Consider the following 24,380-nt stretch of genomic DNA (forward strand, 5'->3'; position numbering starts at 1 on the left):
CTCTTCCTGGCCAAAACCATTCCCGAGAACAGCTAGCGCACGAGCTATCCCGCCGGGTTTTCCTCAATCATCAACATCGTGAAGGAAACTGCGCTGGCGCCGTTGATGGCAGACAGCCGGCATCTTGTCCGGGCAGTTCCGATTCTGGAGAATCGATATGAAACATCGCATGCGCCTTTTCAGGAAGCCCGCGGTCATTCTGGCCTCGCTCTCATTGATGAGCCCGGGCTTTGCCCAGACGTCCCTGCCGTCGACTGCCGACACGGAGGTCATGTTACTTACTCAGCTTACGGAACCTGCTGACAAAACAGAGGAAGAAATCCTCGCCGAGCAGGAAGCCGTTGCCCAGGCCGAAGCAGAGGCCCTGGCCGAGGAGGAAGCCATCGCTCAGGCCGAGGCAGAGGCTCAGGCTGAAGCAGACGTCCAGGCTGAGCAGGAAGCTATCGAGAAAGCCGAGGCAGAGGCCCTGGCCGAAGAGGAAGCCGTTGCCCAGGCTGAGGCAGACGCCGTAGCCGATCAAGAAGCTATCGCCCAGGCAGAGGCTCAGGCTGAAGCTGACGCCCAGGCTGAGCAGGAAGCCATCGAGAAAGCCGAGGCAGAGGCCCTGGCCGAGGAGGAAGCCGCCGATAAGGCTGAGGCAGAGGCCCTGGCCGAAGAGGAAGCCGTTGCCCAGGCTGAGGCTGACGCCCTCGCCGAGCAGGAGGCCGCCGATCAGGCCGAGGCCGACGCCCTGGCCAAGCAGGAAGCCATCGAACAGGCCGCGGCAAACACCGTCGCCGAGCAGGAAGCCATCGACAAGGCCGAGGCAGAAGCCCTCGCCGAGCAGCAGGCCAGCGACAAGGCCGACGCGAAGGCCCTGGCCGAGGCCGAGGCGGATGCCCTGGCGGCAGTCGCCGCCCTCGATACCAAGCAAGCCAGCATGTCATCCGAAACGGTCGTGACCTCGGAATCCACCCGGACCAGCGACGAGGAGGTCAAGGCCACGTCCTCAGACGAAGCAGACGATGACGACAACCAGATATGGAAATACCTGGGAGCCGCGGCGGCGGGTGCCGTCGTCGGGGTCCTGGTTCCCCAACTCGGTGGACGGGTCGTCGCGGATCAAGGCGACCGCATGATCGTCGAGCGCGACGGCGAGTTGCATGTGCGCAAGGACGAGAATCTCCTGCTGCGTCGTCCCGGGGTCACCGAGACGACCGAAGCGTTTGACGATGGCATCACCCGCTCCACCATTACCCGCGACAATGGCAGCCGGGTCGTCACCGTTCGCGATTCCGGTGGCTTCGTGCTCAAGCGCACACGCTATCTACCCGATGACACCGCTATCGTGCTGATCGACGAAACGAGCAAGGCCGATAGCTGGACCTCTTCCGTCGACATCGAGGAATCCCTGCCTCCCGTCTACTATGACCTGCCGGAAGATCGCTACGTGGTCGATTACCGCCGTGCCGATGAGGAGGTCCTGCGCGAGACACTGCTGGCGCCGCCGGTACAGGAGTTTGAACAGGCCTTCACGCTCCGCCAGGTACGCGAAAGCTCTCGCGTTCGCGCCATGATGCCGCGTATCGATCTCGACGTTGTCCAGTTCGCTACCGGTTCGTCGGCCATCCAGTCTTCCGAGGCCGAAGCGTTGAGGCTGATCGGGAGGACCATGGCCGAGGTCATCGAAGCGAATCCGAGTGAAATCTTCCTGGTTGAAGGCCATTCCGATGCGGTTGGATCGGACCTGATGAATCTCGGGCTGTCCGATCGGCGAGCGGAGGCCGTTGCCCTGGCACTGACCGAATACTTCGCCATTCCTCCGGAAAACCTGATCGTGCAGGGCTATGGTGAACGCTTCCTGAAACTGGATACGCAGGGGCCCAGCCAGGTCAACCGACGCGCCAGCGTCCGGCGGATCACCCCGCTGATCGATGCAAGCATGACCAGCCTCTGAGACGCCAGGCCTGAAGCCAGTGACCGGAAAAGCCGACAGACAATGCGTTCTGTCGGCTTTCTTGATGTGGTGATCGCTGCCAGCGGCTATCATCGGTCGCCTAGGTCTTGCCCTGAGGACCGTTGCCATGCAGGCCATCACGATAGAGCAGCCGGTCGGCGTCATCAGCGACACCCACGGGCTGCTGCGCCCCGAGGCGCTGACGCTGCTGGAGGACTGCGGGCTGATCCTGCATCTGGGCGATGTGGGCAGCAAGCAGGAAGACGCCGCCCTCCTCGAGCGGCTGGGCACACTGGCCCCGGTGGCGGCGGTGCGCGGTAACATCGACACCGCGTCCTGGGCCGAGGCGCTGCCGATGACCCGCGACCTCACCGTCAACGGCTGGCGCCTGCACCTGGTGCATATCCTGGCCGAGTTCGACCCGGCCACTCCCTGCGATGCGGTGCTCCACGGCCACTCCCACAAGCCGCTTAACGAATGGCAGGCAGACCGGCTGCTGTTCAACCCCGGTGCGGCGGGCAAGCGCCGCTTCCGCCTGCCTATCACCCTGGGTAAGCTGTGGGCCGACGCGCATGGCCTGCGTGGCGCCATCCTGCACCTGCCATTGTGATGGCAACCGACGACACAGCGATGGAGAGAAAGAGTGTGACCGAGGAGAGCGAACTGCCTTCACGACTGCGAGATCTGTTGATGGATTTGCCCGACGCGGCGGTGCCGATCACCTACCAGCAGGCCGCCGAGGCGCTGGGGCTAACCCCGCCGGGCACCATCCAGCGCGTCGCCCTGGCCCTGGAAGCGCTGATGCATGAGGACGTGGCCGCTGGCCGCCCGCTGATCGCCGCCCTGGTGGTCAGCCGCCGCGGCGACCTGCCCCGGCAGGGCTTCTTCGAGCTGGCGGTAGCGCTCGGCCGCTTTCCCGCCACCCCGGCACGCCACGAGGCGGCCTATCGGCAGGAGCTTGAACGGCTGATGGCGGAGCGGTGAAGGGATACCTTGATTTTCCCCGGGCCGCAGGCGGGATCATGCATATTTGTGCTTCCAGTCCTTGACCGCGATCTGCGCCTTGAGCAGCTCAAGCATGTCCACCAGCACCTGCTCGCTGACCTGTTCGGTGTGAGCGTCGGTTCGTAGCCAGGCATCGAAGCCGCTCTCGGCCAGTTGCTCCACCAGCACGGTGAACTCCGGCGACTGCAGCCCCTGCAGGGCCTCGTTGACCAGCCGGCACGCCAGGTCGGATAACGAGGCTTCGAGCCCCCGAGTGAGCTGGCTGCCCAGCGGCAGACGCTCCAGTCGGCGAATCTCCGGGCTCTCCGCCAGGGTCCGGCCGACCAGGCCGCGGACATAGCGCAGGATGTCGGGTCGGTTGTGGGTGTAGGCGTTACCCGCCATGGCCTCCAGGCGCTGGCTGATCTCATGGATCAGCGCCTGCTGGCGGGGTCTCACCACCTGCTCCACCATCCGGCTGGAGAACCCGTCGCTGGAGCGGACCTGAGACTGGACGTTGTCGAGCAGGCGAAGGGCGATGCGGTCGGTGAGCTCCTCCAGCAGGATGTCGTAATACTTGGCGATCACGCCATAGAGGTACCAGCCGCGAACGTCGATCAGGCCCAGCCGCTGCAGGCGGTGCAGCAGCGTGATGACCCGCAGGATGCGCAGCAGCCGAAAGCCGCCCACCGGAATGCAGCCGAGCACGTCGTACCAGTGCACGAAGGGATAGAAGAACCAGCGGTGATAGCGCCGCTCGGCGATGGCCACTGCCCAGCCCAGCAGCACATCAAGCAGGAAGATGGCCACGAACGCCAGATCGATGGCGATGAAGTTGGCTCGAATGACCTGGCTGTAGCTTTCGTGCAGCCCCGGGGCCGTGGCCTCGAAGGCGGCGTTCAGCGGAGCCAGCAGGAAGAGGCTGTCGAACAGCAGCAGGGTCAGGTTGGCGACCACCAGCGTGATGACGAACAGGTCCCACGCCAGGTGAAGGCGTTCCAGGGCGGGGTTGAGTGATCTCGTGGGCTTCTCGGGCATGGCACCTCCTTGAGCTCTATGCCGTAAAGACTCTTTCTATCCTGGAACGCCGGCCCGTTGGCGGCACTCTCGCTGAGTGACTTCGCGGTCTCAGTGGCTGCCCGGGAGGTCCAGCAGCAGCGGTGAGCCGACCAGACCCTCGGACAGACGCGTCGTGAGCACCTCCAGGATGGCGTCGTGTTCACCCGCCAGGCGCGTCGTGGTGACGCGCAGGCCGGGCGACTGCGCCATGGCCTGCTCGCAGATTTCCGCAATGTCGCCGCCTTCACCGGCGTGGCGTCCCGGAGAGAGGAACAGCATGGCGAGTATCACCTCGCTGTCGGCCATGGCCGGCGAGGCCAGCAGGTCGACCAGCAACGGCTCGTTGAAGCGGTAGGCCTCGCCCTCGCGGCGCTCCATGGAAGCAAAGGTGACGCAGCTGGCCTCGTCGCTGAGCAGCACGCTGAGCTGGCCGGCCAGATAGTTGCGCACCGCCGTGACCTCGGGAATCGGACTGCCGTGATCGACCAGCACCACCTTCGGCGGCGAGGGGCCCTCCATCCGCTCGCGGACGTTGTCGGCCAGCAGCTGCGCCAGGCGCAGGTCCAGCGGCGCCTGGGTATCGACCAGTGGCAGCGCCACCTTGATGCTCAACTGCGGGTATTGGGCCTGCACTTGGGCCAGCCGCTCCGGCAAATAGCGGGTCAACGCCTGACTGGGGCCGAAGAAGAAGGGCAGGATGACCAGCTCGTTCGTGCCCTGTGCCGCAAACTGTTCGGCCAGCGGCCCCAGCGACACCGCCTTGCGCCCCTCCAGCTCTTCCGCGGGGATCTTGTAGGAGTGCAGCAGGGAGGCGGCTTCGACCTCGTGGCCGGTGGTCTGGCTCAAGGCCCGGGCCAGGCGGCGCAGGTTGAGCGTGGCCTGGGGCCGCAGGGAGCCGTTGTCGACGAGCAGGATCTTTCGCATGAAAGCCTCTTGGCTGGCGCGGGGCAGCGGGGTTCAGGTGTTGTTCGTGTCTCCGATCGTCTGGATGACCTCGAAGCCCTCGAAACTCGGCGGGCCCAGGTAGAGCCCCTCGCGCTTGCTCTGGCCGGCATTGGCGTGCGCCGCCCGAAATGCCTCGGAGTGCGTCCAGGCCTCGAAATCCTCGCGCGAGCGCCAGACGGTGTGGGAGGCGTAGAGCACATGATCCTCCTTCTCGGGGCCGCGCAGCATGTGGAACTCGACAAAACCGGGCAGGCCCTGCAAGTGAGTCTCCCGCTCCAGCCAGATCTGTTCGAACTCCTCGACTCTCTCAGGATTGACCCGGAAACGGTTCATGGCAATGAACAAGGCATACTCTCCCATGGTCGGGTGGATGATCACTTCTGGCAGACGATGACACCTTGCCCCGGGAGGGGCAAGCAGGGGCGCGTAGTCGGGGCCCCCCCCGGGGGGGGGGGGGGGGGCCCCCCCCGGGGGGGGGGGGGCCCCCCCCGACCGTGTCGATCTCGCCGGCATTTTCGTTGTAGAAGGGCGAGAGCGCCCTCGCCTCTATCGGATATGAGATTGAGCTCAGAGGGGTGCCACGACGGCAGCGCCTCGCTCCTTGAGTAACCATGTCCCTACCCCGGCAACGGCGAGTCCCAGGATGGCGAAGAGCATGAAGGCGGTGACATGGCCTTCTGTCCCGACCAGCCAGCCGGCCAGCGGCGAGCCGGCGACCTGGCCAACCGAGGTGGCGAGCAGCGGCAGCACCGGGGCGAAGGAGGGCGCCTCGGTCATGATCTGGGTGCTCCTGACCAGGTAGAAACCGCTGAGGGTCATGTAACCGGCGCCGAACAGGGCCGCGGATACCAGGGCGAGGGCGAAGTTGCCGGGATCCAATGCCAGCAGCGCGAGGCTGGCGGAGGTCACCACGAGACCGGCAGCGTGGCTGGCGGCCGGTCCGAAGCGCGAGATGAGATCTCCGGCGCCTGCCCCCAACAGCCCGCCGAGACCGACCGCCAGCCACATCCAGGCGGTCTGGCTCGGCGCGAGCCCCCCGGCATTGATCACCGCATCGGGGGCAAATACCCAGTAGGCCGCACTCACCCCTCCCATGCCGACGGCCAGGCCGCTCAGCCGCGCGATCCCGAGCCATTGCTCACGGCTCGCCTGCAGGGCGACCGGACGGGGGCCCGCCGGTGAGACGCGGTCTTCCTTGGGCAGGTAACAGAGGGCCGCCAGGGTGCCCAGAACCGCCAGGGCGGCGAACCCGATATAGGCGCTGCGCCAGGCCTCCGCCCAGATCAGCACCGCCGGCATGGCAATCGCGATCCCCAGGCTGGTGCCCGCATTGATGGTGGCGTTGACCCGTCCGCGCAGGGCGAACGGCACGACCTTGTGAACCGTCTCCGCCATCACCGGCGACGACAGCCCGGTGCTGATCCCGCAGATCAGCACGCCGGCGGCCAGCACCAGCGAAGACGGCGCCAGGGCGATCGTCACCAGCCCGATCCCGGCCAGGCCGGCGGCTGCGACCCCCGTGCGGCGAATCCCGAGATGGCGCGTCACCCAGGTGGCGGCGAGGATGGCGAACACGAAGCTCAGGAACGGCAGGGCGCCGATCACCCCCGCCATGGTGGGGGTGATCATCAGCTCGTCGCGCATCGCGGGCAGGAAGAGCCCGAACACGAAGCGGGCCAGCCCGTAGGTGATGGCAATTATCCCGCTTCCGAGGGCGGCCATGCCGAGAGGGGAGAGAGTTTTCATCGGATGTCGCTCCGGGCGGTTGCGAGCAGGGTGTCGACCACCGCTCTAGTGTCGGCCAGGGCCGTTTGCGCGCCCAGCAGGGCGACCGCCGTATTGCTGCCTTCCAGCACCAGGAAGACGGCTCGCGCCAGGCCGGTCTGGTGGCTCAACCCATCGCGTTCCACGGCGGCCTCCAGGCGTGCCAGCAGGTCGGTCTTGGCCGCCGCCGCCAGGGCATGGATCTCGGGGTTGTGCTCGGCGAACTCCCCCATCGCCTTGGCCATGATGCAGCCATGCTGGCTGTAGCGTTCCAGCCAGTCGCCATGCGCCTCCACCAGGGCTAGCGTTGCCTGGCCCGGCGAGGCGCAGGCCACCGCCGCATCGACGCTGCTGATGAAGCGCTCATGGCGGGCCGCCAGGACAGCCGCCACCAGGGCCTCCTTGGAAGCGAAGTGGTTATAGAGCGTCATGCGTACCACTCCCGCGGCCGCCACGATGCGGTCGATCCCGGTGGCGTGGAATCCCTGCTCGTGGAAGAGGCGCTCGGCGGTGGCAAGCAGCTGGTCGCGCTTGGAGGCGGGCATCGATGATTTTCCTGTATAGACCGATCTATCTAAAGATGGCGCATTTAAATGTGCAGTGCCGGGTGGTGTCAAGCGAGAAATCGGAAAGAAAGGGCACCATCCTGCCCCTGTCGCGGTATCTGCCCGCGACGGCACGGCAGCCTGCGCGACTCGACGAGGTCATGCGGATAACCTACCGACTGGCCGACAGGTCAGGGTTACTGATAGGGTCGGTATTGATTTGCACACTTACTATCATCAACTCGGGAGTCACCATGAGCCATACGCCGCACGAACTTGCTGAAGAGTTTCCCGCGCATGCCGAACGCATCCACGACCTCAAGCAGTCTGACGCGCACTTCGCGAATCTGGCCGAGGAGTATCACGAGCTGAATCGGCAGGTCCATCGCATGGAGACGGAAATCGAGCCGGTTGCCACCCACATCGAAGAAGATGTCCGCAAGAAGCGCCTCGCGCTGAAGGACACCATCGCGGCGTACCTCGAGCGCCCCGAGTCGGCCTGAGTCTCCATGATGCCGCGCAGCGAGCGCGCTGATACGCGTCGCGAAAGCGAACCCTCAGGGCCGTCGGGTCAAGTGGGGTAATTCCCCGAAACGTGCCCCGCCAGCAGCTGGCCGATGTCCTGTTCCGGGACACTGGGCAGTCGCTGGCCTCCCAGCCGAAACACCCCACGCAGCAGCGTATCGCTGCCTATCGAGAGATTGCTCGTGGCGACGATCAGGCGCAGGTGCCGGCGCGAGATCTTGACCTGCTCGCCGGCGGTATAGCCCGGATGGGCGGTGATCTTTCGCAGCGTGGCGAGTGCCATGCCGATTGACCAGCTGCAGAAACGCCGAATGCCGATCTCTGAGGCCGGAATGCGCAGCGTGTATTCCTGCGCCAGCTTCAGGTGATGATGGGCGACGGCCACCAGATAGTGAATGCCTTCTCGATAGCCCCGGTGATCCTGCCAGTCATCTGTCTGCTCCAGGTCGATGCCACGCGCCTCGAAGACATCACGCGGTAGCCAGCATATCCCGCGCTGGCGGTCATCCCAGACGTCCTTAAGGATATTGGTCATCTGCAGCCCCTGACCGAAGGCCACGGACAGGTGGTGCAGCTCCTCCTGCTGTTCGCGAATTCGCGGATGGGTATCGGCGAACAGGCGGGTCAGCATTTCCCCGACACAGCCGGCGACCACGTAACAGTAGTCGCGCAGGCAGCCACTGTCCGGCAGGCCATGCGGGTTCTTCAGGCGTTCGAAACGGGCCATGCCATGGCACATGGTGGTGAGGCAGTCGCGCAGTGCCGCCTGTTGAGCACCCGGCAGTTCGCCGAAGGCGAGCAGCACGCCGGGCGTCTGGGCGACCAGCTCGCATTCCAGCGGATCCTGCACCAGGCCGGTGCCGAGCAACGCTGAGGAGAAATCGTTGGCGGCGGTGGCGTTATCCAGTCCTGCCAGCAGGCGCCGATAGTGGGCGTCCTTCTCGCCGGGCGCCATCTCGGTGCTGTCTTCCACCGTGTCGGCAATTCGGCACAGGAGATAGGCATTGGTGATGGCCGGGCGCAGGGACACCGGCAATTGCGGAATGGTCAGGGCGAACGTCCGGGAGACGCCGGGCAGCAGCCGGTCCTGGAGGGCGAGCGATGCCGGCTTCATGCCGTCAACCACCCGTCAAGCAGGAATTTCCCGGCTTCGGTGGCGCCGTCATGGCCATTCGATTCGGTGTGGATGCGATAACTCATGCCGGCATTATCGCCGATTTCGGGAGCTTTTAGGGAGACTGGTCGAGAGGATTAATGCCTCATCGGCCATTTCTGACGGAAATCGTCCCGTGAGCACCAGCAAACGGGTGTTCCCGTGGGCGATGACATCTCGCCCCTGGAGAGGCAAGCTAGCGAAATGTTCACGGCCAGCGGGGAACCTCCATGCAGACCATCGGGCTGATCGGCGGCATGAGCTGGGAGTCCACCCAGACCTATTACCGCCTCATCAACCAGCAGGTGAGAGAGCAACTGGGTGGCCTGCACTCGGCCCGGCTGGTGCTCTACAGCGTCGATTTCGCCGAGATCGAGACCCTGCAGCACCGTGGCGACTGGGAGGGCACCGCCCGGATACTCGGCGCGGCGGCCCTGGCGCTGGAAGCCGCCGGGGCAGACTTCCTCGTGCTCTGTACCAACACCATGCACAAGGTCGCCTCGCAGCTCGAGCGCGCGGTAGCGGTTCCTTTGCTGCACATCGCGGATGCCACGGCCAGCGTGCTGGAGGATGACGGCGTGACTCGCGTGGGACTACTGGGGACCCGCTTCACGATGGAGCAGGCGTTCTATCGCGACAGGCTCGAGGCGCGCGGCATCGAGGTACTGGTGCCCGATGAAGCGCAGCGGGAAGTGATTCATGCCGTCATCTACCAGGAGCTCTGCCAGGGAGTCATCACCCCGGAATCCAGGGCCGCCTACCTCGAGGTGGTGCACGCCCTGGCCAAGCAAGGCGCCCAGGGAGTCATCCTGGGCTGTACCGAGATCGGGTTGCTGATTCAGGCGGGGGATACCGAGGTCAGGCTCTACGACACCACTTCTATCCATGCCGAACAGGCGGTGCGACGGGCGTTGGGGCGAGACTGACCGCACGGGGGGCATACTACCGAGGCTGAGTAACGCTCAGGTTCAGGCGCGCCGCAGGATCATTTCTTGAAGCGAGAACGCGCCTTCTCGAAAGACTCGTTGAGGGAATCCCAGGCGCGCTCCGCTCCGGCCTTGATGTCGTCCCAGGCGTCGTCGCTGGAATGGCGCAACTCCTCGAGCTTCTTGCGCATCTCCTCGCGCTTCGCCTCGAGCCGATCGATCTCCTCCTCCCGCTCGATACGCGCATCGGCTTCTGCTTCATTCGCCTTGGCCTTCAGCTTGTCGACTTCGGCCTGCATCTCTTCCAGCTTGGCCTGCAGCTTCTGCTCGTAGGCATCCTTGTTGCTCATGGGGGCACTCCTTCTCGTTCTGCAATTCATGGAACCTTGAAGATAGCCTGCCGGCGAGCCGGCAGATAGCGATATGATCAGTGTGGCATATCCCGCCGGCGGATCGACTGAAAATGAAGACGACACCCTGACGCGGGATGTGTGATAGACGCAGGCCGGCAGACTTGGCATCCCGGCCGCGATCAGCGAAGCTGTCAAGCCCTCCTTGACGTACAGGATGCTTGTACCGTGTCAGGTCCACCAGCGTGCCCTGCGGAGATGGCCTCGGCCGCTCCTGTCCCGATCGATACTGCGGACTGTCTGGCGGCGCTCAGCCGAGGTGGCCGCTCCCTGATGAGTGCCGATCAATGGGCGGAGGGCGTCGACCGGTTACTGGCGGAGATTGGCCCCGTCACCGGGGCGAGTCGTGTCTGGATCTTCCAGCTTCTGGAAGTGCAGTCCGATGCCGTGGTCCAGGATTATGTCTTCGAGTGGGCGTCATCGGAGCGCTATCGGCAGCTCAACCAGAACCGGTTTCGCTTCTTTTCCGCAGCGGTCGAGGATCCCGTCTATCGTCGTCTGGTCGAGGAGCGCCAGGCCGGGTTGTCTCATGATTTCTGTATCCCGGTTATGCCAGAAGGGCCGTTTCGGCGTGATCTCGCAGGCCAGTCGATCCAGTCCATGGCCACGGTGCCCATCTTCGTCAACGGTCATTGGTGGGGCACCCTGGGCATCGATGACTGTGAGCGCCCCGTCAGTTGGCGAGGGCCGGGTCTCGACCTGCTCGAGGCCGCCGGTCAGCTGATCGCGGCGGCCCTTTACCGCTACCAACTCAACCATCGCTCCCGCCAGATCGAACTGTTTCACAAGGTGGCCAACTGTGGTGTCTGGGAAATCAGCCTTCGTAACGGGCGGGTCTGGTGTTCCCAGGCGCTCAAGACGGTATTGGGCTACCCCGAGACGTATCCGCGGGTGCCCTTGCGACGCCTGCTCGCCCGTCTACACTCCGAGGATCGCGCGGCGCTGCGGGCATGTTTGAGGGACCTTTGGCGCGCTGCCGAGTCTGCCCAGTTCCGCCTGGATGCGCGGCTGAGGCTGGCCGACCGGTCGTGGCTCTGGCACGAGATCATCGGCGAGATCCAGTGCAACGAGTCGGGCCGGCCGGTCGCTATCGCCGGACTGGTGCTCGATATCAGCCGGCGCAAGCAGGATGAAGAGCAGGCGCTCGCCGCCTCTCAGCTGGACGCCCTGACCGGTGCCCTCAACCGGCGTGGCATGGACGAGCATCTCGAGACGATCGGCCCGGTGACCGGGCTCCGCCACCTCATCCTCCTTGATATCGACCATTTCAAGGAGATCAACGACACCCATGGTCATCTGGTCGGCGATGCGCTGCTGCGAATGATGGTGGGTCGACTTCGCCACGAGCTTCGCCCGGATGACGGTCTGGTGCGTCTGGGCGGCGAGGAATTTGCCGTCCTGGTCGGCGGCTTGGGGGATGACCAGGCCATGGCACTGGCCGAGCGCCTGCGACGACGCATCGCCGCGGAGCCTTTCCTGGTGGAAATGTCGCAAGACGAGCCGCCGCTGAAGGTGGCGATGTCGATCAGCCTCGGGGTTGCCCGCCAGGGCGACGATGTCAGCCAGGCACCGAACCAGCTGATGGCCGAGGCCGACCAGGCGCTCTACGCGGCGAAGCACGGCGGTCGCAACTGCGCGCTCTTCTATGGCGAGGCAGCCGAGCGCCGCGCCGTGAATCTCGATACCGACTAGGGCTGTCCGCCTCGGGGACCGATCACCTACTGGCAGGATCATTCCGCGCCGGTCCGTTGGTCTGATACACGTGACGACGCATTCTTCGCTGCTAGGCTGAATCTCACGACGTCAGTACGACACCGTTCATAACGCAAGGGAAGGCACCATGGCCACGGACGCCTCAGAGCCCCGCATCACCCTGCACCCGCATTCCCGCCGCGTGCAGGTCGTCATCGACGGCACCCTGCTTGCCGACACCACCCGCGCCATCGAGCTGCGCGAACGCGGCTACCCGCCGCGCCAGTACCTTCCCCGCGACGACGTGCGCATGGACCTGCTGACGCCCTCCGAGACCGAGACCCACTGCCCGTTCAAGGGCGATGCCAGCTACTTCTCCTTTGGTGAGCACAAGGATGTGGCGTGGAGCTATGAGAAGCCGCTGGAGGAGTTGAAGGATATCGAGGGGTGGGTAGTGTTTTATGGTGGGGTCGAAGTGTCAGGAAAATGAGTGTCTGTCCCCGATTTCACTACACCTTTCCCAACCCACTCACCCGCATCACGCGCCGCTCCACGGCGTCCAAGAGCTGGCCGCGCCCGGTCTCGACCAGGGTGAGCCAGTGGCGGGCGCGGGTGATGCCGGTATAGACCAGTTCCCGGGTGAGGATCGGGTTGGGGGCGTCGGGGAGCAGCAGGGCGGTGTGGGTGAACTCCGAGCCCTGGGACTTGTGCACCGTCATGGCGAAGACCGTTTCCACTGCCTGCAGGCGGCTGGGCAGCACCCACTGGATCTGGCCGCTGCCGTCCCCGGCGGGGAAGGCCACACGCAGTGCGGGGCCGCGGTTGGTGCCGTCGGTTGAGGCCATGGCCTGGGGCAGCGAGAGGGTGATGCCGATATCGCCGTTCATCAGCCCCAGCCCGTAGTCGTTGCGCGTCACCAGCACCGGGCGGCCGGGATACCAGAGCCGGCGGCCGTCGCCGGTGTCGATCAACTCTTCCCTCTCCAGCGCGACGCGGATGCGCTCGTTCAGGCCCTCCACGCCCCAGGGGCCGCGGCGCAGCGCACAGAGCAGCTGGAACTGGCCGTGGGCGGCCAGCACCGCGCGGGCCCAGTCGTCCAGGGCCTCGCGGTCGATCTCGCCATCCGTTACCGCCTGCGGCGCGGCGGCTGTCATCACCTGCAGGTAGTGGCGATAGCCCACCGGCGGCGGTAGCGGCTGGCCCTCTTTCAGAACCCGCCCCTCGCCGGCATGGGGAAATCCCTCGTGGTGGCCCGAGACCACCAGCCGTTCCAGACGGCGGTCGTGGTCGGTCTCGAGCTTGAGGTGCGAGAGGTCGGCATAGCCGTGCTCGAGCACGCCACGGATCGCGGCGCGTTTCTCCTTTCCCGGGGCGTCTCGATTGACCGTGCCGGCCAGCTGGCCGATGCCGCTCTCGGCGTCGAAGCGGTGGCTGTGCCGCAGCATGGCAATGGCCTGATCCAGCGGGGCACCCTTGGCGTCGAGCATCTCCGCGGGCAGCGCCTGGCCGGTGGCGCGGGTGAGCCAGTCGGCAGTCTCGGGCGTGTAGTGGCCGCCCTCGGCCCGGGCGCAGAGGTCGCCCAGCACCGAGCCGGCTTCCACCGAGGCGAGCTGGTCCTTGTCGCCCAGCAGCACCAGGCGTCCGCGGGGCGGCAGGGCATCGAGCAGGGCGGCCATCATCTCCACGTCGACCATGGAGGCCTCGTCCACCACCAGCACGTCCAGCGGCAGGAGGTTGCGGGCGTTGTGGCGGAAGTGGCGGGTATCGGGCCTGGAACCCAAAAGCCTGTGCAGGGTGGTGACCTTCGTGGGGATGGCGGATCTGAGCCTGCTGACACTGCCATCGCCCAATAAATTGGGCTCCCACAATGGGTTGCTGCCCTCATCTTTCTCGTAGGCAGCCAGCAGTGGGGCCAGGCCATCCAGTTGCAACGAGCTGACTTGTCCGGCGATGGATTCGTTGAGCCGCGCGGCGGCCTTGCCGGTGGGGGCGGCCAGGCGTATGCGCAGCGGGCGGCGGCCGTCGCCCAGCGCCAGGGCCTGCAGCAGGGCGAGCAGCTTGACCACGGTGGTGGTCTTGCCGGTGCCGGGGCCGCCCGTGATCACCGCAAAGGGCGAGCGGGCGGCCAGGACGCAGGCGGCCTTCTGCCAGTCCAGGGTGTCGCTGGTGGGGAAGAGGGCGGAGAGGGCGGTCGCCAGGGTGGTGGGGTCGGAGGTGTGGGTGGCTTCCGCCGGGCGCCTGTCGGCGCCATTCGCGCAATGAATTGCGCTCCTACAGGGTTCCTTGTCCAGTCTGGAAGCAATGTGCTGCTGGATCGAGCGTTCGTGCTGCCAGTAGCGGCGCAGGTAGAGCCGGGTGCCGTCGAGCACCAGCGGGGTGTTGCCCGGGCCGTGGCCGACGACAAGCGGATGAGTGAGCGCTTGCTGCCAGTCGACCAGCGTTAGCTCGCCGAGCAGCTGGCTGGGTCGTGGCGGCGGGTCCTCCAGGCTGTCGCCTTCCGGGGGCAGCGAGAGCGCCAGATCCGGCTCGGCGAGGGTGCGTTCGAGGTCCAGGCAGACATGGCCGCGGCCGAGCTGGTGGCTGGCCAGTGCCGCGGCCAGCAGCAGCGGGGCAGGGGCGTCGGGCACCTCGCGGGCCAGGAAGGCGGCGAAGGCGCGGTCCAGGGCGCGCAGCCAGCCGCGGGCCACCCAGCGGTCGAGCAGGGCGAACAGCGCCTGGGCCTCCCGCAGGGCCTCGGCGGTAGAGATGTCGTCACTCATGGCGGTTTCTCTGTCGCGCATGGTTTTTGCTCGATCACTCATGGCTGTGCCTCCGGGGCGCGAAACAGGGCGTCCAGCTGCTCGATCAGCACACGGGGCGGGCGCTCGCGGTGCACGCCGCGCGAGGGCGCGTGCTGGCCGCGCAGGAAGACGTAGAGCGCGCCGCCCAGGTGGCGGTCGATGTCGTAGTCCGGCAGCCGCGATCTGAGCAGGCGGTGCAGGGCCAGCAGGTAGAGGCAGTACTGCAGGTCGTAGCGCTTCTCGCGCACCGCCTCCGCCATGGCGGTCTCGGCGTAGGCGTCGTCGTCGCGGCCCAGGTGGTTGGACTTCCAGTCCAGCACGTAGAAGCGCCCCTCGTGCTCCACCACCAGGTCGATGAAGCCCTTGAGCATGCCGTTAAGCCGGTCGCGCTCCAGCGCCGGCCGGGCGGCGCCGTTCAATGTGTGAGCGCTCACGAGGGCGTCCAGGCGAGCGGTGTCGACCTGGTGGGCGGCGAACCAGAACTCCAGCTCCACCTGGTAGTGAGCGCTCTCCAGCCGGTCGAGGCGCAGCGGCGCCACCGGCCCTTCCGGGGCCTGCGGCACCGGCAGCTCGCTTTCCAGCAGCCCGCGCAGCCAGGCCTGCAGCGCCGGGATTCGCTCGCGCCAGCCGCGCAGGTTGGCGCGCCGCGCCAGGGTGTCGTCCAGGCGCTCGGGCTCGGCGGCCAGCCGTGAAAAGCCCTCGTGTCCGGCCCACTCCAGCAGGCCGTGCAGGAAGGTGCCGGCCGCCGGGCCGCGGGGGAAGCGGTGGAGCGAACCGTCACTCGTCGGCTGGACAGGCTGGGCCGGGTCCTGGGGCTCGTCGCGCATCTCCCGCGCGGTGGCTTCAAGAGCAGTCTCGGGCTCTTCCATAAAGAGCGCAGTCTCGGGCTCTGCTATCAAAATCGAGGGCAGGAGCGCGGTCTCGGGCGCTTCCTCCCCACCCCGGATGCGCTCGCCGCCCAGGCGCAGCGCCGAGTAGCTGGCGATCCACCAGTGCTCCCGGGCGCGTCGAGTGGGGGTGAGCGCCTCGCGCAGGGCCTCGTCATGGGCCTCGATGGGCACCACTCGATCATCGGGCTCGGGCGCCGGCGCCACCGCCAGCTCCGTCTCCTCTGCCCCCTGGGCGAGGGGGAAGAGGGCGTCGAGCAGGCCGGCTGTCGAGAGTGGCGAGAGCGGTTCTCCTGCGGTCAGCACCTGGCCGATGGCGCTGCGCTCCAGCCCCTTGAGCGGAGCGATGCCCAGCCAGGTGGCATGGCGGGCGCGGGTCAGGGCCACGTAGAGCTTGCGCAGGTCCTCGCCCAGACGCTCGTCGTCGGCGCGGGCCAGCACCGTGTCGTCGGCCTCCAGCGAGAGCTGACGGCGGCCCGCCTCATCGTGCCAGGTGAGCGGCAGGTCGCTGGCCTTCTTCTCGCGAAAGGCGCAGATGAAGGGCAGGAAGACCAGCGGATACTCGAGGCCCTTGGACTTGTGGATGGTGATCACCTGCACCAGATCGGCGTCGCTCTCCAGGCGCAGGCGGTGGGTGTCGGCCTGCGCCGGGGGCTGGGCGCGCGCCTCGCTGAGATAGCGCAGCAGGGCATGCTCGCCGTCCAGCTCGGCGCTGGCTTCCTGCAGCAGCTCGCCTAGGTGCAGGAGGTCCGTCAGGTGCCGCTCCCCGTGGACGAATCGCTGTGCGGGCGCATCACTGCGTTGCGCGGTGCTCGAAAGCTCGCCTAACCCCTCGTTATGTCTCGCTTCCTGTGCTCCGTGCGCCTTGTGCTGCATCCCGCTCGCTGATTCGTCCCGCTTTGCAAGCAGCCGGGTGGGCACCGCGAAGTCGGCCAGCAGCCGGTGCAGCATGGGCAGCACCCCCTGGCGCTGCCACTGGCGGTGGTAGCCTCGGAACTGCAGCACACGCTCCTCCCAGGCCAGCTCGTCGTGCTGCAGGGTGTCGAGATCGTGGAGGCCCATGCCCAGGCTGGGCATGGCCAGTGCGGCGTGCAGGCGCCGCTCGCTGTCGGGCTCGCCGCAGGCGGCGAGCCACACCTCGAGCTCCAGGGCCGCCGGGGTCTCGAACACCCCTTCCTTGTCGGAGAGGTAGACGCTCTTGATGCCGCGCGCGAGCAGCGCGCCGCGGATCGCCCTGGCCTCGTTCGCGTTGTTGACCAGCACGGCAAGGTCCGAAGGCTTCAGGGGCCGCAAGGCTTCGTCCGGTTCATTGAAGCCGGTTCGTCCCTGCTGGCCCTCGCGCAGCAGTTCGGCCATCCGGGTGGCGCAGCGCGCGGCCATCTCCTTGAAATAGGCGCCCTTGCTCATCCCTTCAGCCGCTTCGTTCCCGGACTCAAGGTGCCAGAGCGTCATGGCCGGCAGCGCGGCGCCGTCGCGGGTCAGCGAGTCCTTGCGGCCTTTCGCGGCCACGGGCAGGAAGGGCACCGGGTTGTCGCCCCGGGGTGAGCGGAACAGGAAGGCGCCGCGACCGGCGGGGTGCGATTCGGTGAAGCGGAACACCCGGTTGACGGCCGCCACCATGGCGGTGGCCGAGCGGAAGTTGGTGCCCAGGGTGACGTGCCGCCCGGCGGTGTCGCGCCGCGCCTGCAGGTAGGTGTGGATGTCGGCGCCGCGGAAGGCGTAGATCGCCTGCTTGGGGTCGCCGATCAGCAGGACGGCGCTGGGGTCCTCGGGATCCGGCGCCTGGGCCAGCCGGTAGACGTGGTCGAAGAGCCGGTACTGCACCGGGTCGGTGTCCTGGAACTCGTCCACCAGGGCCACCGGGAACTGGCGACGCACCTGGGCGGCCAGCGCCTCGCCGGCGTCGCCCGCAAAGGCGCGATCGAGGCGCTCGAGCAGGTCATCGGGGCCGAGTTCGGCGCGGCGCTGCTGCATGCGCTCGCGGCGCTCGCGCATCCAGTGCACGGCATGGGCGAGCAGGTCGGCGTGGGCATCGGGCAGGGTTTTGAGCTGCTCGGGCAGCTCGGCCAGGGCGTGCAGGGCCGGATGGTCCAGCGGCTCGCCCTGCTTCCAGATCTCGGCGATGCCGTCGGGTGTCAGGCGTTTCCAGGCGGTGTCGGTCAACGCCGGGGTGGCAAGTTCGGGGTCCTCGGCCCAGTCTCGCAGCTTTGCCAACCAGTCGGCGCGGCTCCTGCTGTTGAGCTTGCGCTGGTCGAAGGCCTTGGCGGTGGCGGCCGTCTCCAGTTGTTCGGCGAGCTCCTCCAGCCAGGCGGGCCAGGGCGCCTTGAGCTCGGCCAGCTGGCGTGCGCGCTCGGCCTGCATGCTGGCCAGGGCACCGGCCGGTGGCGGGGCGTCGGGCAGCAGGTCGGCATCGCCCTGCAGGCGGCGCACGTCCTCGGACAGGGCGTCGGGGGTCTCCCAGTAGCGGGTGACCACCGCCAGGGCCTCGGCGTCCAGGGCGTAGTAGAAGCTGCGCCAGTAGTCCCGCGCGACCTCGAGCTCCAGCTCCGACTGGTCGAGGTTCATCTCCAGGGAGAAGAGGCTGCCGCTCTCGAAGGCGTGCTCGCGCAGCATGCGGTGGCACCAGGAATGGATGGTGGAGACCGCGGCCTCGTCCATCCACTCGGCGGCGAGCTGCAGGCGGCGGGCGCAGGCGGGCCAGCGCTCGCGGGGGTAGCTGTCGCGCAGGGCCAGCAGGGGGTCAGACCCCTCAGCAGACTTTGGGGTCTGACCCTCAGGGGAACTTAGAAATGCATCGGCGGCCTCCACCAGCCGGGCGCGGATACGGTCGCGCAGCTCCCGGGTGGCGGCGTTGGTGAAGGTCACCACCAGGATCTCCGGTGGGGTGAGGGCGCGGGGGAAGCTCTCGGCGTCGGCCTCGTCACGCGGGCCCAGCACCAGGCGCACATAGAGCAGGGCGATGGTGAAGGTCTTGCCGGTGCCGGCGCTGGCCTCGATCAGCCGGCTGCCGGTGAGCGGCAGGTGGATCGGGTCCAGGGTCGGGGGCGTCTTCTGGTCCTGTGCGCTCATGCCTGGCCTCCCTTGCCCTTGTCGCTATTTCCCTTCTTCTCCCTCGGCTTGCGTACCGCGTGTAATAGCGGGGCGTAGAGCCGCTCGGCCAGCTCGGCAAAGCCGCCACCTTCCGACGACTGGACCAGCGCCTCGAGCGCCGGCCACTGGCGCATCAGGTAGGGGTCGCGGCCGCGCTCGCCGTGGTCGCCGTTGTAGCCGCTGCCGTGGAAGGCGGTGTCCAGTGCCTTCCAGGCCTTGGCGTCCTCCTCGCTGGCCCTGCCGGCGAGGCAGCGGGCCATGGCATCGGGGGTGCCGCCCTTCTCCAGCCAGGCGAAGGCGGTGTCCCGGGCCAGCGGCAGGGGCGTGGCCATGCCGAGCTGCCAGGCCGCGGCGATATCGGCGAGGTGCGCCCGGGCCGCGTCCGCGGGCAGCGGGGCCAGGGTGCCGCCGCCGGCACGGGAGAGCAGCCGGGTGGTCATGGGCCCCTCCAGCTGGCCGGCGAGGTGGGCCACCCAGGGTGTGAGCCAGTGCTTCCAGTGGTACTTGCCCTTGTGCACCAGGCTGCTGGTGGTGAGCAGCACCCGGCAGCGCTCGCCGGCCTCATTCACGCGTAGCTCGCCCAGCCAGTCCTCAAGCGCTAGGCCCTCGCCCAGCTCCCCTTGCAGGTCCAGCGAGACACCGAGCGGCTCGTCCATGGCGTGGGGCCACGCCTCGAGCACCTGGCGGTAGTCCGCGAAGAGGGTCTCCATGGGCTCGACGAGCTTGTCGCGCATCTGCTCGGCGAAGCCGCCCATGGCCAGGCGCCCCTGGCGCTCGAGCCGCTCCAGGGTAGCCAGCATGGCGGGCTCATGGGGCTCGCCGGCCTCCACCGCCGTGCGGCTCGCCTCGATCAGCGCGTGCTGCAACTGCCAGTGGTCGAGGCCGTCCAGGGTGAAGGGCTCGTGGTCGAGCCGTTCCATGGCCTCCGTTTCCAGGTGGACCTTGAGCCGGGTGTTATAGAAGGCCTGCACCGGCGCCTTGAGGAAGTTGCCCAGCTGGGCCAGGGTCAGCGGGCTTTCCTGCCGGTAGGGAGGCAGCGGCGGCTCCGCGGCCGGGGCCGGCGGGGGCTCGGCATCGGGGCGGTGCAGCTCGCGCCACTCGTGGGCGTAGGTGGCAAGGCTGGATCCTTCGCGGAAGTACTCCGCGCTGAACGGCTGCAGCGGGTGCTCGGTGGTCAGCGCGGCCAGCAGCGCCTTGCCGTCGGTATCGTCGGCCTTTCCGGCCAGCCGCCAGCCGCGGGCCAGGTGGTCGCGCAGCTGGCCGAGCAGCACCGAGGGGGGCTGCTCGCTGTTGTCGATGATGCTGCGCCCCACCCAGCTGATGCTCAGTCGGTCGCGGGCCGAGAGCAGCGCCTCGAGGAAGAGGTAGCGGTCGTCCTCGCGTCGCGAGCGGTCGCCGGGGCGGTAGTCCTGAGCCATCAGGTCGATGTCCAGCGGGCGCTGCACCCTGGGGTAGTCGGCGTCGTTCATGCCCAGCAGGCAGACGTGGCGGAAGGGAATGGCCCGCATCGGCATCAGGGTGGCGATGTTCACCGCCCCGGCCAGGAAGCGCTGGGAGAGGCTCGCCTCGTCCACCTGGGCAAGCCAGTGCTCGCGCACCACCGAGAGCGGCAGGGGCTCGGTGAGCCCGGCCTCCTCGGCGCTCTCCTGCCAGGCGTCCAGCGCCTGCTCGAGGCGGGTCAGCGCCATCAGGTCCTGGTCGGCCTCGGCCAGGAAGCAGGCTTCCATCAGGCCGCGCAGCCGCTCGCCCCAGGTGGCCACGTCGCAGGGCTCGGCCAGCGTCTGCCACTGGGCCTCCAGGGTGTCGATGAGGGCCACCAGGGGGCCGGCCAGCGCCGCCTCCAGCCCGCCGATGTCGTCATAGGGCTCGATGCCCTGCCAGTGGCCCTCGGCGGCATCGCCCACCGCATAGCCGAGCAGCAGCCGGCGCAGGCCGAAGGCCCAGGTGTTGGCGGTGAGGCCTTCCGGCAGGTCGAGGCTCTGGCGCTGGCGGGCGTCGAGCCCCCAGCGGATGCCGGTGCCCTCAATCCAGCGGCGCAGGGTGGGCAGGCCGCTCTCCGGGATGGCGAAGCGCGCGCGGATGGCCGGCACCTCCAGCAGGTCGAGCAGGTCGCTCACCGAGAGGCGCAGCTCCGGCAGGCGCAGCAGCTGTTCCAGGGCGATCAGCAGCGGCAGGCGGTGGCGGCTGGCCTGGTCGGAGAGGGTGAAGGGGATATGGCGCGGATCGTCGGGGTCGAGGCGGCCGAACACCGCCTGCACCGCGGCGGCGTACTGGTCGACGTCGGGCACCATCACCAGGATGTCGCGGGGCTTGAGGGTGGGGTCCTCGCTGAAGGCGGCGAGCAGTTGGTCGTGGAGGATCTCCACCTCGCGCAGGGCGCTGTGGGCGACCTGGAAGCGCAGGGAGCGGTCGCGGGCCGGGTCCATGGCGGGCCAGGTCTCGCGGGTCTCGGCGAGCGGGCGCAGCTCGAGGATGTCGTCCTGCAGCTGGCGCAGCAGGCTGGGTTCGGCCTCACCTTTTCCCTTCTCCAGCGGTGAGTCGAACAGGTCGATGCGCAGCGCCTCGCCCTCAAAGAGGCCGCGATAGGCCTGCTGCTCGTCGAACTCGTCCAGCAGGCGCAGGTAGTCGCGGCCCTGCTTGCCCCAGGCGGCCAGCAGCGGCTGGGCGTGCAGGTGCAGCTCGGTCTCGGCGAGGTCCGCCGGGATGCCGGGGCGGCGCTGCTGGCGCTTGCGCTCGGCACGGAGCAGGTCCTTGTGCTCGATGATGTCGGCCCAGTAGTGGCGGCAGGGGTTGTGCACGCAGAGCAGCACCTGGCTGACCCGCGCCATGGCGGCCAGTGCCTCGAGGGTCTGGGCGGGCAGCGAGGAGATGCCGAACACGATCACCCGGCGGGGCAGGCCGTGGGGCCGGCGTTCCGGCGTCAGCGTCCGGCAGGCCGCGAGGAAGCGCTCGTGCACCGCCCCGCGGCTGGAGGCCAGGCCCTCTTCGCCGATGTCGTCTCTAAGCGCACGCCACAGCTCGGCCTGCCAGCGCTGCGCCTCGTCGAGGGGGCGGGTCTCGCCCCGGGCGGTGAGAATCATGTCGTCCCCCGCTGCCCAGGCGGCCAGCCAGTCGGCCCGGTAGACCTGGTACTGGTCGAAGAGGTCGGCCAGGCGCTCGGCCAGCTGGTGGCGCTTGCGCAGGTCGTTGTCGTCTTTCAGGAAGCGTGCCAGGGGCGCGAAGGTGGGGGCGTCGAGCAGGGCGGGCAGCAGGCGCATCAGCCGCCACACCAGGCGCGGCTTGTCGAAGGGCGAGACCGGCGGCACCGCGTCTTCTCCCAGCACGTTGCGATAGGCTTGCCACAGGAAACGCGCCGGCAGGGTGACGTCGAGTGCCGCGGCGATGCCGGCGCCGCCGTTGGCCTCGTCCTCGGCCAGCGCCAGCTTCAACCACTGGCTGATGCCGTTGCTCTGTACCAGGAGGGTCTCGTTCTCCAGCGGCCCAAGCGGATGGCGGCGCATCCACTCCACCGCCAGACCGCGCAGCGACTCCAGGCGGTTGCCGTGGATCACCATAAAGCCGGGCTGCAGGGCGGCGTCGTCGAGGACGGACATGGTGCGGTTCCTTCGCTGGGTGCAGAAGTCTTGCATGTTGCCACAGGGCAGGGCCCGCGGCTTCCCCCGCGGAGGGGGCGACGTGAGCTACGCTGGTAACAGCGGCTGTGATATGGACCTGTTTGACCACTGAACTCCCGAAAGGAGGTATCTCATGACACGCTTCATTTCTGTCGCCAGGGGCGCCACTTGCTCCATCGCTGCCGCATTGCTGCTTGCGGCAGTGCCTGCCCAGGCCAATGAAGGCCATGACCTCACCTTCTCCGGTGATGGTACCTTCATCGGGCCGCATGGCGGCCAGGCCATCGAGGTGGCGGTCTTCGACGTGACGGCCGGCGAGGTCGTCGCCACCGACACCGGCCAGGTGGCGCCGGAGGAGCCGCCGGCCTTCTCCTTCACCTTCCCCGGCGTGCTGGAGGAGGGCAAGCTCTACGACGTTCACTACTGGGTCGACTCCAACTTCGGTGGTGGCAGCGAGGGGAGCTGCGACCCGGTAAACTTGGACCACCAGTGGCGCGTTGCCCTCACGGCCATCACCGAGCCCGTCAGCCTCGAGGTGGCCCACGATCCCGCCGAGCAGGCGCCCGTCTGCACCAGCTTCGAGTAGCAGCGTCGGCGACGTCGCCCCCTTGGACAACCGAGCCCCAAGGGGGCGACACTCCCGGGTCCGACCCCTGACGCGAGACCACACCATGAACGACTACCTGCTGGAGGAGCACGGTCTGAGCCCGGGCAAGATCTACCGCCTGCTGTCGGGCAGCATCTGCCCGCGCCCCATCGCCTGGGTCTCGACCCGGGACGCGGCGGGCAACACCAACCTGGCGCCCTTCTCGTTCTTCAACGTGGTGAGCGTCAACCCGCCGGTGCTGGGGTTCTCGCCGCTGCTCGACGGCGACGCCCATCCCAAGGACACTATCCGCAACCTCGACGAGGTGGCGGAGTGCGTGGTGCACATCAGCGGCGAGGGGCTGGTCGAGGAGATGAACGCCACCAGCGCGGGGCTCGAGCACGGCGACGACGAGTTCGTCCATGCCGGCCTGGAGAAGGTCGCCATGCCCGGTGTCACGGTGCCGCGGGTGGCCGGCGCCCCGGTGGCCTTCGGCTGCCGGCTGCGCGAGATCATCCGCTTCGGCGACCAGCCGCTGGCCGGCAACCTGGTGCTGGCCGAGGTGGTGTCGATCCACGTCGACGACGCCCTCTGGGACGGCCGCCACATCAGCGCCGAGGGCCTCAGGCCCATCGGGCGCATGGCCGGCAACGACTACGCCCGCTGCACCGACCTCTTCGAGGTGGAGCGCCCCGCTTCGGGCAGTGCCATGAGCCGCCAGCAGCGCGGCGGCTGAAGGCCGCTGCTAGGGAAGGCCGAGCCGGTCGGCCAGGTCATGGAAGTCGTCGGCCACCAGGTCGACGCAGGGATCGACGCCGAGGTCGGGTGCGGCATCGGGGCCGTGCTCCAGGGGGCGCGGCACGAAGGCGGTGCGAAAGCCCTCACGGTGGGCTGCCTGGAGGTCGTCCAGGTGGGCGGCGACCATCAGCACCCGCTCGGGGGGCTGGTCGAGCAGGTGGGCCGCCATGCGGTAGACCTCGGGGTCGCGCTTGTAGTGGCCGGCGAGCTCCGCCGAGAGCACGCAGTCCCAGGGCAGGCCGGCGTGCTTCGCCATGTTCACCAGCAGGGAGACGTTGCCGTTGGAGAGGGTGGCCAGCACGTAGCGCTCGCGCAGGCGGGCCAGCCCGGCGACGCTGTCCGGCCAGGGATCCAGGCGGTGCCAGACCCGGTTGAAGCGCTCCCGTTCGGCCTCGTCGAGGGCATCACGGATGCCGAACTCGTCCAGCAGGCGGTCCAGCGTCATGCGGTGCAGGTCATCGAGGCGTGTCCAGGGCAGCTCGCCGTGGCGTACCCGGTCCATGGCAGGCACATAGCCACCGCGCCAGGCGTCGGCGAAGGCTGCCCAGTCCACTGTCAGGCCCAGGCGCTCGCCCAGCACCTCGCCTTCGCGGATGACGCTGCTGCGCCAGTCCACCACGGTACCGAAGACATCGAAGGTCAGGGCCCTGATGTCGGCCAGGGCGGTGTGCCGTTGCGACATGCGG

At 67.9% G+C, this 24,380-nt stretch carries 20 protein-coding genes; 9 read left to right on the forward strand and 11 right to left on the reverse strand.

Annotated features, from left to right (window positions below; genetic code table 11):
- Positions 1–157: 157 nt before the first annotated feature.
- The 3 genes from HALO32_RS05310 (at position 158) to HALO32_RS05320 (ending at position 2,920) form a co-directional block, all read left to right on the forward strand.
- Positions 158–1,936 carry an OmpA family protein gene (locus HALO32_RS05310; protein WP_151442739.1) on the forward strand — a complete coding sequence of 593 codons (1,779 nt, stop codon included), beginning with the start codon at positions 158–160 and terminating at the stop codon, positions 1,934–1,936.
- A 127-nt stretch (positions 1,937–2,063) separates the two neighbouring features.
- Positions 2,064–2,546, forward strand: a complete 483-nt coding sequence (locus tag HALO32_RS05315; protein WP_151442740.1) for a metallophosphoesterase family protein — start codon at positions 2,064–2,066, stop codon at positions 2,544–2,546.
- A gap of 20 nt (positions 2,547–2,566) precedes the next feature.
- Positions 2,567–2,920 (forward strand): hypothetical protein, encoded by a 354-nt coding sequence (locus HALO32_RS05320; RefSeq protein WP_151442741.1) that lies wholly within the window; start codon positions 2,567–2,569, stop codon positions 2,918–2,920.
- Between the two features lie 36 nt (positions 2,921–2,956).
- Here the strand turns inward: HALO32_RS05320 and HALO32_RS05325 are convergent, their stop codons facing one another.
- The 5 genes from HALO32_RS05325 to HALO32_RS05345 form a co-directional block, all read right to left on the reverse strand.
- Positions 2,957–3,958, reverse strand: coding sequence for an ion transporter (locus HALO32_RS05325; RefSeq protein ID WP_151442742.1), 1,002 nt, complete (start codon positions 3,956–3,958; stop codon positions 2,957–2,959).
- Between the two features lie 90 nt (positions 3,959–4,048).
- Positions 4,049–4,903 (reverse strand): sirohydrochlorin chelatase, encoded by an 855-nt coding sequence (locus HALO32_RS05330; RefSeq protein ID WP_151442743.1) that lies wholly within the window; start codon positions 4,901–4,903, stop codon positions 4,049–4,051.
- Between the two features lie 33 nt (positions 4,904–4,936).
- Positions 4,937–5,269: an antibiotic biosynthesis monooxygenase family protein gene (locus tag HALO32_RS05335; protein WP_151442744.1), complete on the reverse strand. Its 333-nt coding sequence runs from the start codon at positions 5,267–5,269 to the stop codon at positions 4,937–4,939.
- 222 nt (positions 5,270–5,491) lie between these two features.
- On the reverse strand, positions 5,492–6,670 hold the full coding sequence (locus HALO32_RS05340) for an MFS transporter (RefSeq protein WP_151442745.1): 1,179 nt from the start codon (positions 6,668–6,670) through the stop codon (positions 5,492–5,494).
- Entirely contained in the window at positions 6,667–7,233 is a 567-nt protein-coding gene (locus tag HALO32_RS05345) for a TetR/AcrR family transcriptional regulator (protein ID WP_151442746.1), read from the reverse strand. The genes HALO32_RS05340 and HALO32_RS05345 overlap by 4 nt, the downstream gene beginning before the upstream one ends.
- Positions 7,234–7,235: 2 nt before the next feature.
- Between HALO32_RS05345 and HALO32_RS18090 the strand changes: the two genes are divergently transcribed.
- Positions 7,236–7,736: a YdcH family protein gene (locus tag HALO32_RS18090; RefSeq protein ID WP_225809766.1), complete on the forward strand. Its 501-nt coding sequence runs from the start codon at positions 7,236–7,238 to the stop codon at positions 7,734–7,736.
- Positions 7,737–7,804: 68 nt separating this feature from the next.
- On the opposite strand, the gene HALO32_RS05355 is transcribed toward HALO32_RS18090, so the two are convergent.
- On the reverse strand, positions 7,805–8,872 hold the full coding sequence (locus HALO32_RS05355) for a phytoene/squalene synthase family protein (RefSeq protein WP_151442747.1): 1,068 nt from the start codon (positions 8,870–8,872) through the stop codon (positions 7,805–7,807).
- 269 nt (positions 8,873–9,141) lie between these two features.
- Here HALO32_RS05355 and HALO32_RS05360 point away from each other — a divergent pair, with 269 nt between their 5' ends.
- Complete coding sequence (locus HALO32_RS05360; RefSeq protein WP_151442748.1) at positions 9,142–9,837, forward strand: aspartate/glutamate racemase family protein; 696 nt, start codon at positions 9,142–9,144, stop codon at positions 9,835–9,837.
- 59 nt (positions 9,838–9,896) lie between these two features.
- Here HALO32_RS05360 and HALO32_RS05365 read toward each other — a convergent pair whose 3' ends face one another.
- Positions 9,897–10,187 carry a sll1863 family stress response protein gene (locus HALO32_RS05365; RefSeq protein ID WP_151442749.1) on the reverse strand — a complete coding sequence of 97 codons (291 nt, stop codon included), beginning with the start codon at positions 10,185–10,187 and terminating at the stop codon, positions 9,897–9,899.
- Positions 10,188–10,520: 333 nt separating this feature from the next.
- On the opposite strand from HALO32_RS05365, the gene HALO32_RS05370 reads away from it, so the two are divergent.
- Together HALO32_RS05370 and HALO32_RS05375 are read left to right on the forward strand one after the other, a co-directional pair.
- A complete protein-coding gene (locus HALO32_RS05370; protein WP_192576444.1) occupies positions 10,521–11,939 on the forward strand; it encodes a sensor domain-containing diguanylate cyclase in 1,419 nt (472 codons plus the stop codon).
- A 148-nt stretch (positions 11,940–12,087) separates the two neighbouring features.
- The gene (locus tag HALO32_RS05375) at positions 12,088–12,429 is read left to right on the forward strand and encodes a DUF427 domain-containing protein (RefSeq protein WP_151442751.1); all 342 of its coding nucleotides are present in this window, start codon (positions 12,088–12,090) and stop codon (positions 12,427–12,429) included.
- A gap of 19 nt (positions 12,430–12,448) precedes the next feature.
- Here the strand turns inward: HALO32_RS05375 and recD are convergent, their stop codons facing one another.
- The 3 genes from recD to recC are packed head-to-tail and all read right to left on the reverse strand — an operon-like array spanning position 12,449 to position 22,289.
- Positions 12,449–14,698, reverse strand: coding sequence for an exodeoxyribonuclease V subunit alpha (gene recD, locus HALO32_RS05380; RefSeq protein ID WP_151443122.1), 2,250 nt, complete (start codon positions 14,696–14,698; stop codon positions 12,449–12,451).
- A gap of 38 nt (positions 14,699–14,736) precedes the next feature.
- Complete coding sequence (locus tag HALO32_RS05385) at positions 14,737–18,675, reverse strand: UvrD-helicase domain-containing protein (RefSeq protein WP_151442752.1); 3,939 nt, start codon at positions 18,673–18,675, stop codon at positions 14,737–14,739.
- Positions 18,672–22,289, reverse strand: a complete 3,618-nt coding sequence (gene recC / locus HALO32_RS05390) for an exodeoxyribonuclease V subunit gamma (protein WP_151442753.1) — start codon at positions 22,287–22,289, stop codon at positions 18,672–18,674. Before recC ends, HALO32_RS05385 begins: the two co-directional genes overlap by 4 nt.
- A 154-nt stretch (positions 22,290–22,443) precedes the next feature.
- Here recC and HALO32_RS05395 point away from each other — a divergent pair, with 154 nt between their 5' ends.
- Positions 22,444–22,896: a hypothetical protein gene (locus HALO32_RS05395; RefSeq protein WP_151442754.1), complete on the forward strand. Its 453-nt coding sequence runs from the start codon at positions 22,444–22,446 to the stop codon at positions 22,894–22,896.
- Between the two features lie 85 nt (positions 22,897–22,981).
- A complete protein-coding gene (locus tag HALO32_RS05400; protein ID WP_151442755.1) occupies positions 22,982–23,632 on the forward strand; it encodes a flavin reductase family protein in 651 nt (216 codons plus the stop codon).
- Between the two features lie 9 nt (positions 23,633–23,641).
- On the opposite strand, the gene HALO32_RS05405 is transcribed toward HALO32_RS05400, so the two are convergent.
- Entirely contained in the window at positions 23,642–24,376 is a 735-nt protein-coding gene (locus HALO32_RS05405) for a haloacid dehalogenase type II (protein ID WP_151442756.1), read from the reverse strand.
- Positions 24,377–24,380: the final 4 nt, after the last annotated feature.

Origin of the sequence: Halomonas lysinitropha (assembly GCF_902500215.1) — a bacterium.
In the GTDB taxonomy this organism is placed as follows: domain Bacteria; phylum Pseudomonadota; class Gammaproteobacteria; order Pseudomonadales; family Halomonadaceae; genus Halomonas; species Halomonas lysinitropha.